At 46.2% G+C, this 14,666-nt stretch carries 13 protein-coding genes and 1 riboswitch; of the genes, 5 read left to right on the plus strand and 8 right to left on the minus strand.

Annotated features, from left to right (window positions below; genetic code table 11):
• Genes rsmB through BQ7344_RS07110 form a run of 6 tightly spaced genes read right to left on the minus strand, consistent with a single transcriptional unit; the run spans position 1 to position 7,286 of the window.
• Positions 1 to 1,353: a 16S rRNA (cytosine(967)-C(5))-methyltransferase RsmB gene (rsmB, locus tag BQ7344_RS07085; protein ID WP_072522011.1), complete on the minus strand. Its 1,353-nt coding sequence runs from the start codon at positions 1,351 to 1,353 to the stop codon at positions 1 to 3.
• On the minus strand, positions 1,346 to 2,056 hold the full coding sequence (locus BQ7344_RS07090) for a zinc metallopeptidase (protein WP_015541962.1): 711 nt from the start codon (positions 2,054 to 2,056) through the stop codon (positions 1,346 to 1,348). The genes rsmB and BQ7344_RS07090 overlap by 8 nt, the downstream gene beginning before the upstream one ends.
• 5 nt (positions 2,057 to 2,061) lie before the next feature.
• Positions 2,062 to 3,009, minus strand: coding sequence for a methionyl-tRNA formyltransferase (gene fmt, locus BQ7344_RS07095; protein WP_072522012.1), 948 nt, complete (start codon positions 3,007 to 3,009; stop codon positions 2,062 to 2,064).
• Between the two features lie 56 nt (positions 3,010 to 3,065).
• Positions 3,066 to 3,539, minus strand: a complete 474-nt coding sequence (gene def, locus BQ7344_RS07100; RefSeq protein WP_072522013.1) for a peptide deformylase — start codon at positions 3,537 to 3,539, stop codon at positions 3,066 to 3,068.
• Positions 3,540 to 3,590: 51 nt separating this feature from the next.
• Entirely contained in the window at positions 3,591 to 5,810 is a 2,220-nt protein-coding gene (gene priA / locus BQ7344_RS07105; protein ID WP_072522014.1) for a replication restart helicase PriA, read from the minus strand.
• Complete coding sequence (locus BQ7344_RS07110) at positions 5,811 to 7,286, minus strand: UDP-N-acetylmuramoyl-L-alanyl-D-glutamate--2,6-diaminopimelate ligase (RefSeq protein WP_072522015.1); 1,476 nt, start codon at positions 7,284 to 7,286, stop codon at positions 5,811 to 5,813.
• Positions 7,287 to 7,438: 152 nt separating this feature from the next.
• Positions 7,439 to 7,547, plus strand: a riboswitch (TPP riboswitch).
• A gap of 109 nt (positions 7,548 to 7,656) precedes the next feature.
• Here BQ7344_RS07110 and thiW point away from each other — a divergent pair.
• The 5 genes from thiW (at position 7,657) to thiC (ending at position 11,831) form a co-directional block, all read left to right on the plus strand.
• Positions 7,657 to 8,166 carry an energy coupling factor transporter S component ThiW gene (gene thiW, locus BQ7344_RS07115; protein ID WP_072522016.1) on the plus strand — a complete coding sequence of 170 codons (510 nt, stop codon included), beginning with the start codon at positions 7,657 to 7,659 and terminating at the stop codon, positions 8,164 to 8,166.
• Positions 8,167 to 8,169: 3 nt separating this feature from the next.
• Positions 8,170 to 9,030, plus strand: coding sequence for a hydroxyethylthiazole kinase (locus tag BQ7344_RS07120; protein ID WP_072522017.1), 861 nt, complete (start codon positions 8,170 to 8,172; stop codon positions 9,028 to 9,030).
• Positions 8,987 to 9,622 (plus strand): thiamine phosphate synthase, encoded by a 636-nt coding sequence (gene thiE, locus BQ7344_RS07125; protein ID WP_072522018.1) that lies wholly within the window; start codon positions 8,987 to 8,989, stop codon positions 9,620 to 9,622. The genes BQ7344_RS07120 and thiE overlap by 44 nt, the downstream gene beginning before the upstream one ends.
• Before the next feature lie 39 nt (positions 9,623 to 9,661).
• Positions 9,662 to 10,447 carry a bifunctional hydroxymethylpyrimidine kinase/phosphomethylpyrimidine kinase gene (gene thiD, locus BQ7344_RS07130; RefSeq protein ID WP_072522019.1) on the plus strand — a complete coding sequence of 262 codons (786 nt, stop codon included), beginning with the start codon at positions 9,662 to 9,664 and terminating at the stop codon, positions 10,445 to 10,447.
• A 73-nt stretch (positions 10,448 to 10,520) separates the two neighbouring features.
• The gene (thiC, locus tag BQ7344_RS07135; protein WP_072522020.1) at positions 10,521 to 11,831 is read left to right on the plus strand and encodes a phosphomethylpyrimidine synthase ThiC; all 1,311 of its coding nucleotides are present in this window, start codon (positions 10,521 to 10,523) and stop codon (positions 11,829 to 11,831) included.
• A 31-nt stretch (positions 11,832 to 11,862) separates the two neighbouring features.
• Here the strand turns inward: thiC and BQ7344_RS07140 are convergent, their stop codons facing one another.
• Both BQ7344_RS07140 and BQ7344_RS07145 read right to left on the minus strand, forming a co-directional pair.
• Entirely contained in the window at positions 11,863 to 13,233 is a 1,371-nt protein-coding gene (locus BQ7344_RS07140; protein ID WP_072522021.1) for a COG1470 family protein, read from the minus strand.
• A gap of 407 nt (positions 13,234 to 13,640) precedes the next feature.
• Entirely contained in the window at positions 13,641 to 14,519 is an 879-nt protein-coding gene (locus tag BQ7344_RS07145; RefSeq protein WP_072522022.1) for an aldose 1-epimerase family protein, read from the minus strand.
• Positions 14,520 to 14,666: the final 147 nt, after the last annotated feature.

Here is a 14,666-nt window from a genome sequence, read left to right on the forward strand (position 1 = left end):
TTATTTCCTTCTGAATTTTGCAATGAAGAAGCCATCTGTTCCATGCACTCCCGGAAGCAGCTGCAGATAACCAAGTGCAGTCGTCTCAGATCGAAGTTCTTCCGGAATACAGTCATCTATGCTTTCAAGCTTAAATGGATGGTTATTCATAAACCACATCATATTATCTTCGTTTTCTTCTTTTGCGATCGTGCAGGTACTGAAGATCAGCACTCCGCGCGGTTTCACATACTCTGCCGCCTTATCAAGGATTGTTCTCTGGAGAATGACCAGTTCATCCTCCTTCTGGGCAGTAGAACGGTATTTGATCTCCGGTTTTTTGCCTATCACACCATAGCCGGAGCATGGTACATCTGCAAGAACAATATCTGCCTTACATTCGGATTCTACATCAAACAGTGTGGCATCCTGCACTTTTGCCTGCACATTGATAGAACCGGTTCTCTGAATATTTTCCTCGATCAGATTCACCTTGTATTGACTGATATCACGGGCATCTACTGTACCAAACCCTTCCATCTTATCTCCCATATGAAGACTCTTTCCGCCCGGTGCAGCACACATGTCAATGACATAATCTCCTCTGGACGGGTTTGCAATCTCCGCCACAAGCATGGAACTTACATCCTGTACAAGGATTTTCCCCTGAATAAATGCATCAAGCGCCAGGATATGATTGTATCCTGAAATGCGCTTTGCATAAGGAAGATATGGCGCCGGTTCAACGGTAACTCCCTGATTTTTCAGGCTGTCGCAAATTTTATCAACAGAATTCAAATATGTACGGCAGCGAATGGTCACTGGTTTTTCTTTAAGGAAATCTGCAAGTATTTTTTCGGCAGTTTCCTCACCATAATCTTCCAGCCAGCGGTTTACCAGCTCCTCCGGCATGGAATAACGAACGGACAGATAGCGGACAAGATTCTCTTCTCTTGACGGGTATTCCAGTTCATTCATCTGTCTTGCCGCAGTCCGAAGAACGCCGTTTACAAAAGGTTTCAGATTATAAAAACCTTTTTTCTGTGCAAGTTTTACCGCCTCATTGCAGACGGCACTGTCCGGCACACGATCCATGAATTTCATCTGATAGATAGCACTTCGTAATATTTCACGTATTGGTGCTTTCATTTTATCAACAGGAATTTTCGAAAAGGAATTAATAATATAATCAATCTGTATTCTGTATTCCAGTGTTCCCTCGCACACTCTTGTGATAAAAGCTCTCTCCTGTTTGGGAAGGAACTGATATTTGGAGAGTGCATTGCGAATTGCAATGTGACTGTGTTCTCCCTCTTCATTGATCTGAAGAAGAATCTCCAGTATCATCTCTCTCGTATTAATTCCGTTAGTCATCCCTTCTTCGTCCTCCTGCAAGTATCAAAAGTCTTAAAAGCTGTAATATGGAAGCTGCCAGCGCTGCCACATAAGTCATTGCAGCTGCGGTCAGTACCTTTCTTGCCCCGCGTGTCTCGTCTGTCCCGAGGATTCCGGTACTCTGCAGCATCTTTAATGCACGTGAGGATGCATTGATCTCAACAGGAAGTGTCACAAGCTGAAACAGTACTGCCAGTGAAAAAAGTACAATACCTGCTGTCACCAGCGGACGGATTCCTGAAAAAAGCCCGATCAGAAAAAGCGGCCAGGAAAGTGTACTTCCAAAATTTGCCACCGGAACAATCGCACTTCGGAATTCAAGCGGTGCATAACCAATCGCATGCTGAATGGCATGTCCGCATTCATGGGCAGCAACACCCACAGCCGCCAGTGAAGTCTGTCCGTAAATATCTTCGGAAAGGCTTACTGTTTTTGTCCGCGGATCATAATGGTCCGTCAGACTTCCGGAAATTGCACGTACATGCACATCTGTGATACCGGCTGCCTGCAGGATTCTTTTTGCTGTTTCTGCACCGGTAAGCCCTGAAGCACTCCGTATTCTCCTGTAATAGGAAAAAGTACTCTTCAGCCTTGCGGATGCAGCAAGTGACAGCAGCATTCCGATAATCAGCAGTATATAAGTCCAGTCGAATCCGTAATATCCATAACCATATCCGTACATCCGCATCACTCCTTATGATCTTTCAGCATAATACCTTCTGTTACCTGATAGCCGCGAAGAAAAGCATCTGTCTCCATCCGCTTCTTGCCTTCCAGTTGTACTTCTTCAAGAACCAGCTTGTCTGTTCCACAGGCTACATGAATTCCTTTTTTATCCACACCGGTGATGGTTCCCGGTGCCTCTTTTCCACAATTTTCACTTTCAACAGAGCATTTCCACACCTTCAGTGTCTTTCCGTTCAGGAAAGTATAGGCGCTCGGCCATGGATTCATTCCACGCACCAGTCGCTCCAGCTCTGTGGCACTCTTTGAAAAATCCATCAGCCCCATTTTTTTACTGATCATTGCCGCATACGGAGTCGGGCTTTCTTCCGGCTGTTTCGTATAGACCGCAGTTCCATCCACGATAGACGGGATCGTACGGATCAGAAGTTCAGCGCCTTCCTCTGCCAGTTTGTCAAAGAGGCTTCCACCCGTTTCATCCGCAGCAAGCGGTACGATTCCCTGGGAGATCATATCTCCGGTGTCCAGTCCGACACCCATTTTCATAATCGTCACCCCAGATTCTTTTTCTCCGTCAATCACAGCCTGCTGAATCGGTGCGGCTCCTCTGTATTTCGGAAGAAGGGATGCATGGATATTCAGACATCCATATTTGGGCATATCCAGAATCGTCTTTGGAATAATCTGGCCAAATGCAGCAACCACGATCATATCCGGCTCAAGTTCTTTTAATGTTTCTACAAATTCCGGATCACGTACCTTAAGCGGCTGATAGACCGGGATGTCATGTTTCATTGCCTCTTCCTTGACAGGAGTCGGCAGAAGTGTCTTTCCTCTTCCTTTTGGTTTGTCCGGCTGCGTTACTACAGCGGTAACCTCATATCCGTTTTTTACAAGTGCGGCAAGCGGCGGCACTGCAAAGTCCGGTGTTCCCATATAAACAATCTTCATATAGTAGTCTGCTCCTCTTTTCTCCGTAATACACGGGTCTGCTTGTAAATACCAGCTCAGTCTTCTTCGTCATAACTGGTTCTGTGCAGTTCGCCCTCAACCAGGTCGGTATACATTTTTCCGTCGAGGTGGTCGATCTCATGGCAGAATGCACGTGCCAGAAGCTCGGTTCCCTCATAAATCACTTCATTCATGTCCTCATCCATGGCTTTTACTTTTACATAGTTTGGTCTTGTTACCTGACCAGCCATTCCCGGAACACTTAAGCAGCCCTCATCGCCGGTCTGCTCTCCGGAAGTTTCCAGAATCTCCGGATTGATCAGAACGATCGGTCCCTCGCCGATATCGATTACAACGATACGTTTCAGGATGCCGACCTGCGGTGCTGCAAGACCAACGCCCATTGCCTCGTACATTGTATCAAGCATATCGTCGATCAAAGTTATGATCTTCGGTGTTACTTCTTTTACCGGTCTGCTGATCTTGCGCAGAACCGGGTCTTCTTCTGTTCTGATTACTCTGATTGCCATTTTTATTTCTTCCTCTCTTTTTTATCTTATGTAATTTTCTACTTTCTAACCCTAAGTGTAATCAAACTGTATATACAGTCTCCTGAATCCGGAATTTAATTCAATGTACTTTTCTGTTTTATCTTTGATATCCATTAGGATGCGTTCATCTCTGTGCTTGAGATACAGAACCTTACGGTAAATATCATTCACCTTTCCGACCGCCGCATACGCAGGGCCAATCACATGGATCCGATATCTGGAAGCGATCCGCTCCACAAACTTCGCAAGATAATCCATTCCCTGCTCCAGAAGCTCTTCATTCTCGCCTGATACCAGCACGGAAAGCATATGCGCCGCCGGCGGATAATCCATCAGCATGCGGTATGCCATTTCTTCCTGATAAAACGCTTCATAATCCTGTTCTGCCGCGGTCCGGATACTGTAATGGTCCGGATGATAGCTCTGAATGATTGCCTCACCCGGCTTCGTTCCACGTCCCGATCTGCCTACCGCCTGTGTCAGAAGCTGAAACGTCCGCTCCGCACAACGGTAATCTGCTGCATTTAAGGAAAGATCTGCTGCAAGCGCCCCTACCAGTGTTACGTCCGGAAAATCGTGTCCTTTGACGATCATCTGCGTACCGACGAGGATGTCAGCCGCATGCGCTGCAAACGAAGACAATATCTTTTCGTAGCTGCCTTTTGCTCTGGTTGTGTCATAGTCCATACGAAGGATACGCGCTTTTGGGAAATTCTTGTGCAGAACCTGCTCGATCTGCTGCGTTCCTGCCTTAAATCCTCCGATATAAGGCGAACCGCATACCGGACATTTTTCCACCCGTGGCTGTTCATATCCGCAATAGTGACAGACCAGTCTGCCATTATTGTGCTCCGTCAAAGCCACATCACAATGCGGGCATTTCAGAACTTCACCACAGGAACGGCAGGAAACAAATCCTGCATACCCTCTCCTGTTCAGAAAAAGAATTGCCTGTTCTCCGCATTCCAGCCTGTTTTCGATAGCATTTGTCAGACTGCGGCTCAAAACCGAACGATTTCCCTCCCGCAATTCTTCTCTGAGATCTACAACGCTTACCTTCGGAAGCGGTCGGTCTTCAAACCGGGCTTTAAGCTTTACAAGACGGAACTCACCATTCTTCGCTTTCGTATAGGCTTCCAGCGATGGTGTCGCCGAACCGAGGACAAGGCGGGCATTTTCCATCTGTGCACGGTAAAGTGCAGTCTCTCTCGCATGATACCTCGGACTGTTTTCGCTCTTGTAGGACTGCTCATGTTCTTCATCTATAATAATAAGACCGAGATTTGAAAACGGTGTAAACAACGCCGAACGCGGTCCTACCATGATCTGGATCTCACCGCGCTTGGCTCTTTTGAACTGGTCGTAGCGTTCTCCGGCGGACAGACGGGAATTCAGTACGGAAACCTTTTCACCAAACCAGCCGTAAAATCTCCGAACTGTCTGATATGTCAGCGCAATCTCCGGAACAAGCACAATAACCTGTTTTCCCTCATCGATCACCTGACGGATCAGTTTCATATAAACCTGTGTCTTGCCGCTTCCGGTGACTCCATGAATCAGAACCGGCCGGGGAGGGTCTGCTTTCCATTCTTCCTGAATCTGGTCAAAAGCTTCCTGCTGCGGTTCTGTAAGAATTGAAAGTTCCTCATGCGGAATGTTCGCCCCGTCTACAGTCATGCGGTAAACTTCATCCTGCACAACCTGAACAATTCCCTCATCCGCAAGCGGACGAAGAACAGAGGCAGTCATACCAAATTCTTTGGATGCTTTTGTATAATCGAGTTTCTTTTCCTCAAGAAGCGCACGCACAAGCCTTGCCCTTGCCTTACATCGTCCACTCTCCAGCTTCCCTGCAATTTTTTCCGCCTCTTCTTCGCTGACGTTCAATATGATATATCGTTTTTCTTTGGCTTTGACCTTTTCTCTCACGGGGAGAACGGTTTTCAGTGCCTGAACCATGGTGGAGCCATACTGTTTTTTCATCCACACGGCAAGCGCAATCAGCCTCTCCTCCGTAGTTTCTTCACTGCTGCAGATACCCGTAAGTTCTTTCATACGTGATGTATCAAATGCCGGTGTATCTGAAAGACCGATCACATAGCCCTTTCGTTCGTGGTTTCCGTTTCCAAAAGGAATCGTCACCACCATTCCCACCTGCAGTTTGTACTGCAGTTCTTCAGGAACTTTATACTGAAAACTGCGGTCAACTTTTTCGTGGGATATGTCCACGATAATATCCGCATAAGTCATTTATTTTTCTGCTCTTTCTTTATCCTCCTGAAGGATTTCTTCGATCAGCACTCTCTCATCCATCGGGTATTTCTTGCCTTTGATCTCCTGATAATCCTCATGACCTTTTCCTGCAAGAACGATGATATCCCCCGGTTCTCCGTGGTGGATCGCATATGCGATTGCTTCCTTACGGTCGCAGATCTCGACATATTTGCCGTCTGTCTTTGAAATACCGATCTTAATATCATTGATGATATCCTGCGGCTCCTCATATCTCGGATTATCGGATGTGATGATCGTCAGATCTGCAAGTCTTCCGGAAACTTCCCCCATCTCATAGCGGCGGGATTTTGCACGGTTTCCTCCACATCCAAACATACATACAAGACGATGCGGATGATATTCACGAAGTGTCGTCAGAAGGCTCTCCAGTGCCATCGCATTGTGTGCATAATCGATCATCAATGTAAATTCATCAGATACTTTGATCATCTCGATACGACCTTTTACTTTTGCAACTTTCAGCGCCTTAATGATGTTTTCCTGTGAAACATTAAAATGACGACAGATTGCAATTGCTGTCAGAGAATTGTAAATGCTGAATTTACCCGGAATGTCGATCTCTACCGGAAACTCCATCAGACCTTTGAGCTGATAGGAAATTCCAAGATAGCCTCTGCCACCTACCATATGTGCATCCTCGGCCCGCAGATCTGCCTCCGGAGAAAATCCGTAAGTCTCAAGTGTGCAGGTATGTCCCTCGATGATCCTCTCGAAATGTTCATCATCGCGATTGACTATTCCGACTTTGCACTGACGGAGCAGCATGGATTTGCATCTTAAATAATCGTCAAAATCCTTATGCTCATTTGGTCCGATATGGTCCGGTTCAATGTTTGTAAAAATACCATAGTCAAAAACAAATCCCTGTGTACGGTGAAGCATCAGTCCCTGTGATGAAACCTCCATAACTACACAGTCACAGCCGGCATCTGCCATCTTGCGAAAATATTCCTGAACCAGATATGATTCCGGTGTCGTATTGTGTGCCGGAATATGCTTATCTCCGATGATTGCCTCGATTGTTCCAATCAGACCAACTTTATAACCGGCATTTTCCAGAATCGATTTTACCATGTAAGTTGTCGTTGTCTTTCCTTTTGTTCCGGTAATTCCAATAGTTTTGAGTTCTTTTGCCGGATGACCGAAATATGCCGCAGAAATAAATGCCATCGCATAACGGGTGTCCGCAACTTTGATCACTGTTACATCTGAAGGAGCCTCAACTTCTTCTTCAACGATCAGAGTTTTTGCACCTTTTTCGATGACATCCGGTACAAATTTGTGTCCGTCCACAACCGCACCACGGATGCAGATAAACAACGAATTTTCTTCTACTTTGCGGGAGTCATACACAACGGTAGTGACTTCCTGTCCTGTACTGCCCTGACAGCAGATATATTCCAAACCTTCTAATAGTGTTGATACTTTCATATTTTCCTCCTCTGCCTCGGGATATATGTGTTATTTACTCCGTTTCTCCCAACGGATATATTCCATTACAGAATAGCACAAGTGCATTCTATTTTCAATGCAGCAGATTTTTTTCTTGCCATCTGTCATTTCCGGCTATATAATATATCTGTAAATAAAAACAGGGGAGTTGGCCTTAAGCCGGCTGAGAGGAAACTTCTTCGTTTCGACCCTTAACCTGATTTGGATAATGCCAACGTAGGGATATACCGAATGCCCATAAAGAGTTTCCATCTGGATTTTCTTTTTGATATCAGACAAGTTGAGAAGGTACCTGCGCGGTATCTTCTTTTTTGTTGCCATCTATCCTCAGGAAAAACAGGAGGTTATTATGAACCAAAATGAAACAACATCAACCCAGAAACTTGCCATTGCCGGCGTTCTGACTGCTGCTGCAGTTGCCGGAAGTCTGATCAGCGTCCCGGTTGCCGGAAGCAAGTGCGCCCCTGTCCAGCACATGGTCAATGTATTTGCCGCCGTCATCCTCGGTCCATGGTGGGGTGTCGGAATCGCATTCTGCGCAAGCCTGATCCGTAATCTTCTCGGCATCGGAAGCCTGCTTGCTTTCCCGGGAAGTATGTTCGGTGCACTGTGCTGCGGACTGGTATTCCGCCTGACCGGAAAACTTGCTCCTACCTGTGCTGCTGAAGCACTCGGAACCGGCATTCTCGGCGGACTTGCCGCATACCCTGTCGCAAAACTGCTTATGGGACTTGCACCGGCTGGATTCACAGTGTACATGCTTCCGTTTTTTATCTCAACCTTCGCAGGAAGTGTCCTCGCTTTTGTACTGCTTCGCGTTTTTGAAAAAAGCCAGATACTTCATACAGTCAGGAGATAATCTATGCCGCATGTTACTAATATAGAAGTAATTTTTCAAAATATCCGCAGGAAAGCGCCCAAAATCCACTGTCTCACCAATCCGGTGACTATGCAGGATGTTGCCAATCTTCTTCTGGCCGCTGGCGGAAGTGCCGTTATGGGGCAGGATGACAAAGAAGCGGCAGAGATCACGGGCTTTTGTCAGGGAACTCTCCTGAACACCGGAGTTCCTGACGATGCAAAAATCAAAGCCTGTATCCATGCCGGAAAAGAAGCCAATGTTCTCGGGCATCCCGTAGTACTGGATCCGGTCGGTGTCGGAGCCAGCATCTTTCGTCAGAAAGCTATAAAAAAACTGCTCGATCAGGTATACCCGGATCTGATCCGCTGTAATCAGGAAGAAGCGGCCGTTCTCTGTGCTCTTTTTTCTGACAGTGTTACTCCCGGCTCCCATGGTGGAGTTGAAAGTGCCCTGCATCTTACCGAATCAGATGTCTGTTCTACTGCAAAGCAAACCGCAAATCTCTTTCGGACAACTGTTCTGATCACCGGAGCTATGGACGTTGTCTCTGATGGAGAAAACACGCAGCTTCTCACTGGCGGTGATTCCAGAATCTGCCGCATTACAGGCGGTGGATGCATGCTTTCCGCACTTTGCACTTTATTCCTGTGCACAGCAGATTCACCGTTTGATGCAGCCTGTGCCGCCGGAACTCTCTGGAGAGAGGTCGCTTATTGTGCCGGACAGCGGACAGATGCCGTCCATGGTGGTATCGGAACTTTCCATACACAGCTTTTTGATGTGCTGGAAAAAAAATTTTTGACACGGAGACAAATCTATGAAAATCAATGCCAGACAATTAAATTTATATGCTGTCACTGACCGGAGCTGGCTGAAACCAGGTGAAACACTGGTCTCTGTCACAGAAGAGCTTCTGAAAGCAGGCGTTACCTGTGTACAGCTTCGTGAAAAGCATATGTCCGATGAAGAAATCCTGACAGAAGCATCTCTTCTGAAAGATTTATGTGATCGTTATCAGGTTCCTCTGATCATCAATGACCGCCCGGATCTTGCAAAGAAATCCGGTGCTTCCGGTGTTCACGTTGGTCTTTCCGATATGGGCATCCAGAAAGCACGAAATCTTCTTGGAAAAGATTTCATTATTGGCGGGAGTGCCCATAATGTTGAAGAAGCTCTTGCCGCCGAAGCTGCCGGAGCTGATTATCTCGGATGCGGTGCCATCTTTGGAAGTACGACCAAAACCAATGTATCACAGCTTCCCATCGAAACCCTGAAAGCGATCTGTCAGGCCGTAAAGATTCCTGTCGTGGCGATCGGCGGTGTAAACAGTGACAATCTTCCATACCTTGCCGGAAGCGGAATTGCCGGAGCAGCTGTCATCAGCGGACTTTTCAAACCAGCAGACAAAACTTCCGCTGTCAGACGTTTGCTCGAACAGCTGAAAACGATATAGCTTTTGAATATATCTAAACATGATAAGGACAAAAACATTATGAAAACTGTATTAACAATTGCCGGCAGTGACTGCAGCGGTGGTGCAGGTATCCAGGCCGACATCAAGACAATGATTATGAACGGTGTTTATGCAATGAGCGCGATCACCGCCCTGACTGCACAGAATACGACCGGTGTTTACGGCATTCAGGAAACATCGTCTGAATTTCTCGATAATCAGCTCGATTGCATTTTTACTGATATTTTTCCGGATGCCGTCAAAATCGGAATGCTCTCTTCTTCTGAAATCATGCGACACGTAGCTTCCAAGCTGCGTCAGTATCAGGCCCGCCACATCGTTCTGGATCCCGTCATGGTATCTACCAGTGGTCATCGCCTGATGAACAAAGACGCAGAAGAAACTCTCCAGAAAGAGCTTTTTCCACTCGCCGAGGTCATCACCCCAAATATTCCAGAGGCAGAAGCCCTCACCGGAATGCAGATCACAGATGCCGCTTCTATGGAAAACGCAGCGCGTGCACTTTATGGAACATTCCATGTTTCCGTCCTTCTGAAAGGCGGACACTGTATTAATGATGCCAACGATCTTCTTTATGCGAACGGACATAGTACCTGGATACATGGTGAACGCGTCGATAATCCAAACACTCACGGTACCGGCTGCACACTTTCAAGCGCAATTGCCTCGAACCTCGCCAGAGGTTTTTCTCTCGAAGCTTCTGTGCGTCGTTCCAAACAGTATCTCACTGATGCTCTGAAATCGCAGATGAACCTCGGTCATGGTTCCGGTCCCCTTGATCACACGCTCGGACGAATCAATTAACGATAATCCACCACAGGATTTATCGTCTCTCAATGCAAACACTTATCATTTACATAAAAGGAGAAAATATTATATGACAACTTACACAACACAGATGGATGCTGCCCGCAAAGGGATTGTAACTCCGCAGATCAAAACCGTTGCAGAAAAAGAACATATGCCGGTTGAGAAATTGATGGAACTGGTCGCAGAAGGCAAAGTTGCGATCTGTGCCAACAAACACCACACCTGCCTGAATCCAGAAGGTGTCGGCAGCATGCTCCGCACAAAGATCAACGTAAACCTCGGTGTCTCCAGAGACTGCAAGGATTACGATATCGAAATGCAGAAAGTCATGAAAGCCGTTGATCTCGGTGCAGAAGCAATCATGGACCTTTCCAGTCACGGCAACACACAGCCATTCCGTCAGAAACTTACACACGAATGTCCTGCCATGATCGGAACCGTTCCGGTGTACGACAGCGTGATCCACTACCAGCGTGATCTCTCTGAACTGACTGCTCATGATTTCATTGATGTCATCCGTCTCCACGCTGAAGACGGTGTAGACTTTGTCACACTTCACTGTGGAATTACCAGAAAAACCATCGAACAGATCAAAAAACACAAACGTAAAATGAATATCGTAAGCCGTGGCGGAAGCCTTGTCTTTGCATGGATGAGCATGACCGGCGAAGAAAACCCGTTCTATGAATATTTCGATGAAATCCTTGATATCTGCGAAGAACATGACGTTACTATCTCTCTCGGTGATGCCTGCCGTCCAGGATGTCTGGCTGATGCCACAGATGTCTGCCAAATCGAAGAGCTTGTCCGTCTGGGCGAACTCACCAAACGTGCATGGGCTCACAATGTTCAGGTTATGGTTGAAGGTCCGGGACACGTTCCGCTCGATCAGGTTGCTGCAAACATGAAAGTTCAGCAGACCATCTGCATGGGTGCTCCTTTCTATGTACTCGGACCTCTTGTTACCGATATCGCACCTGGTTATGACCACATCACGGCTGCCATCGGTGGTGCCGTTGCCGCAATGAATGGTGCAGCATTCCTCTGCTATGTCACACCTGCAGAACATCTCGCTCTTCCTAATGTAGAAGACGTAAAACAGGGCATTATTGCTTCAAAAATCGCTGCACACGCTGCCGATATTGCAAAAGGGATCCCACATGCCAGAGACATTGATGATAAAATGGCAGATGCACGCCGTGTCCTCGACTGGGATGCTCAGTTTGCATGTGCACTCGATCCGGAAACTGCCAAAGCAATCCGCGATGACCGTCTGCCGGAAGATGACCACAGCGATACCTGCAGCATGTGCGGTAAATTCTGTGCTGTCCGCAGCATGAATAAAGCACTTGCCGGTGAGCACATCGACATCCTTTAATTTCTGCTGATAAAGCAAATATTTTAAAATTTCACATCCGGCTGCGGAGCCAACCGACAGCCAGTACAGAACCGGGGATCATAAAAAGCCACAGAAAAGGCTGATATGGATCTCCGGTTTTTGGATGTGTGGATGCCGGCCTGCTCTCATCCTGCTCACTTCCCATCTCTCCATCAATATCGGCATTTGTTTCTTTCTGTTTTTCTTCTTCCGCTGCTTTTACCTGTATTTCAGATTGTGCAATTTTTGTCTGCTCCCCTGTTTCCAGAGTCGTCACCGAAACTTCATTGACCAGATTCTGGTCTTCCAGATCTTCCGGCAGTGTCACGACCGCCTCCAGACCGAAAGCTTCCCCGGGTGCGATCTGCTCAATCTTTGCCTTTGTTTTGGATTTATTCAGTCTGACACCATCTTTTTCCAGAAATCTCACCGGTACATTTCCAAGCTGAAAACGCTCCGTCGTAACAATTGAATGCAATGTGCGCTCTCCGGTATTTCTGATACAGATCAGAAAACGGATCTCATCCCCCGGAACTGCCATAGAACGGTCTGCAGTTTTGGTCACTTCAAATGCAGCCTGCAACGCTTGAATCTGCGTTACAAGCTCTGCATTTTTTACGATTTCTTCTGCTTCTCCTGTATCATTATCTCCTGATACTTTACCGGCTGCTGCTGTCAGCGCTAAAGAAACGGCCGTTGTCCTTTCCTCTGGCAGATGCACCGTCAGATACACAATCTTCGTCGCACTTGCCTCAAGTTTCTCTATATATGCAGTATTTCCCACTGCATCTTCTGCTCCTTCCGGCCACTCTCCGGACAGACCTTTCTCTGAAAAATTGTAGCTGATCCTCAGATCCTTAAGGTCGCATTCCCCTGTGTTTTCGGCAGTTATCGTATATACCAGATCGCTTCCGGCTTTTATCGTATCATCCTCAGCCTGAACTGACAGGCTCAGATCTGCCTGTAAATTTGTATCTGTATCACCACTGCTATCAGAAAATGAATCCGCATTTTCATTTTCCGAAAATAGATTGTCTGAAATTTCCTCTGAATCTTCGCTTCCAATCCGCGGCAATGCATTATCCGGGAGTTCTGCTTCGTCCAGAATTGATTCTACACCCACAGTCTCTGATGCGCCCACAATTTCCTCTGTTACATTTTCCATTACATTCATTTCGTTCGCTTCACTGACTGTTTCTTTATCTTCTCTCACTGCAGGCTTCTCCGTCCCCGCACTTTGCTTCATACTGTCCCCTGCGTCTATGCACGCCTCTTTCCTCTGCCCTGCCTCCGCCGCATAAACTGACACATCTTTCCAGATATATCCGCTTCCCGCCGACATCCCGACAAGGAAAACTGCCATACCTGCCGCCGCTATTTTTCTCATTATTCTGTTTTTCATAAAGAACTCCTTTTCACTTCAAAAAACTTCTGTCAAATAGTTTCAAATAATAAAACACCGGCATTGTTCCTCAGTCCATAGGCATTTCCCCTTTCACATTGCATTCTTCATGGGATCATTGTCGAAATGACGATTGAAAGTTATGAATTTCAAAGAACTGAAATTCAGATAAGCACACTTTAGCACGTTTCGGTCCAGGCTACAAGAGCCTGTAAAAATTAAAGAGTTTCTTTAAATTTTCTTTAGAAGTTTTATTTTTCTTTTAGATTTAGTACACAGTTTAAACATATTTCCTGCTTATAATAGGTATTGGATAGATGAATAACCACTCTCTATCTCCCCCCTCAAAAAGTTAAGGAAACAAGCCGCCTGCGTACAGGCGGCTTTTCCTTTGCTCTTTTCATTTTTTACTTTTCTATGGTAATGCTCCATGTATTTCTGTATTCACAACCACTGTCCAGATGAAGCAGATTCGGCTGTGTCTCCAGATCTTCTGTGATTCCTTTTCGGGATGGCAGAGAACTCCACGGCTCAATGCAGACATAGTTTACTTCCATTTTTGGCCAGTGCCAGATTCCGAGATAATTCATATCCTCATAAACCACGCGAATCTTCCGACAGTCTTTTTTGTTCTCAATCATAAGGCTTTTCGGCATCTCATTCAAAACGATCGCATCTCTGTCAAACAATCCATGCTGCAACGGCAGATAACGATCATCAACAAGCGGCACCGGCACCGTATTTTCCGTCACAAAACAGTCATCTGACAAAACCACCTGGCTCAACTGCGCATTTTCTCCAAAATCAATGCGATAATCTTCAAATGCCAGTCCATCCGCAATCGGCACGCAGAATCCCGGATGACCGCCAATACCGAAATACATCGTCTTTATATCTTTATTTCTGACATAATATGTAATCTGAAGCGTATCTTCTATCAGTTTCCAGCAAATATCCAGTTCAAACAAAAACGGATAACACAGCTCCGTCTCCGGTGTATTCTGAAGCCTGAGAACCAGCTCGTCTTCTTTTTTCTCCACCAGATTCATCTCCATATATGGCAAAAATCCATGGATATACATATGATACGTCTTTCCCTGATAACGATACTGTCCGTCCGTCATCCGCCCGATATACGGAAAAAGATTCGGCCCTCTGTCCGTCCATGAATCCGCATCTCCCTGCCACAGATATTCTTTTCCTTCTGCATCCTGTATAGAACGAAGTTCTCCTCCTTTTGAGGAAATTTCTACAGATAATTTTGAATTACTGATTTTATAATTCATACTGCACCCCCTTATTTTCTCTCAGTATAGCACGTACGCCACAAGGTTTCTAGTTACCTGTGAACAGTAACGGTTTCTATCTTTTTACCTTAATTCCATTGCAATTCCGGTTCCATTCTTTTATAATAGAAAATTATAGAAAACAGC

Source organism: Blautia sp. Marseille-P3087, from assembly GCF_900120195.1.
GTDB lineage: Bacteria > Bacillota > Clostridia > Lachnospirales > Lachnospiraceae > Blautia_A.

Coding starts and splice junctions, on each gene's coding strand:
- BQ7344_RS07140 (WP_072522021.1), bottom strand. CDS start 13,233: ATGAAAAACAGAATAATGAGAAAAATAGCGGCGGCAGGTATGGCAGTT.
- BQ7344_RS07090 (WP_015541962.1), bottom strand. CDS start 2,056: ATGTACGGATATGGTTATGGATATTACGGATTCGACTGGACTTATATA.
- priA (WP_072522014.1), bottom strand. CDS start 5,810: ATGACTTATGCGGATATTATCGTGGACATATCCCACGAAAAAGTTGAC.
- thiD (WP_072522019.1), top strand. CDS start 9,662: ATGAAAACTGTATTAACAATTGCCGGCAGTGACTGCAGCGGTGGTGCA.
- rsmB (WP_072522011.1), bottom strand. CDS start 1,353: ATGACTAACGGAATTAATACGAGAGAGATGATACTGGAGATTCTTCTT.
- BQ7344_RS07110 (WP_072522015.1), bottom strand. CDS start 7,286: ATGAAAGTATCAACACTATTAGAAGGTTTGGAATATATCTGCTGTCAG.
- BQ7344_RS07120 (WP_072522017.1), top strand. CDS start 8,170: ATGCCGCATGTTACTAATATAGAAGTAATTTTTCAAAATATCCGCAGG.
- BQ7344_RS07145 (WP_072522022.1), bottom strand. CDS start 14,519: ATGAATTATAAAATCAGTAATTCAAAATTATCTGTAGAAATTTCCTCA.
- fmt (WP_072522012.1), bottom strand. CDS start 3,009: ATGAAGATTGTTTATATGGGAACACCGGACTTTGCAGTGCCGCCGCTT.
- thiE (WP_072522018.1), top strand. CDS start 8,987: ATGAAAATCAATGCCAGACAATTAAATTTATATGCTGTCACTGACCGG.
- def (WP_072522013.1), bottom strand. CDS start 3,539: ATGGCAATCAGAGTAATCAGAACAGAAGAAGACCCGGTTCTGCGCAAG.
- thiW (WP_072522016.1), top strand. CDS start 7,657: ATGAACCAAAATGAAACAACATCAACCCAGAAACTTGCCATTGCCGGC.
- thiC (WP_072522020.1), top strand. CDS start 10,521: ATGACAACTTACACAACACAGATGGATGCTGCCCGCAAAGGGATTGTA.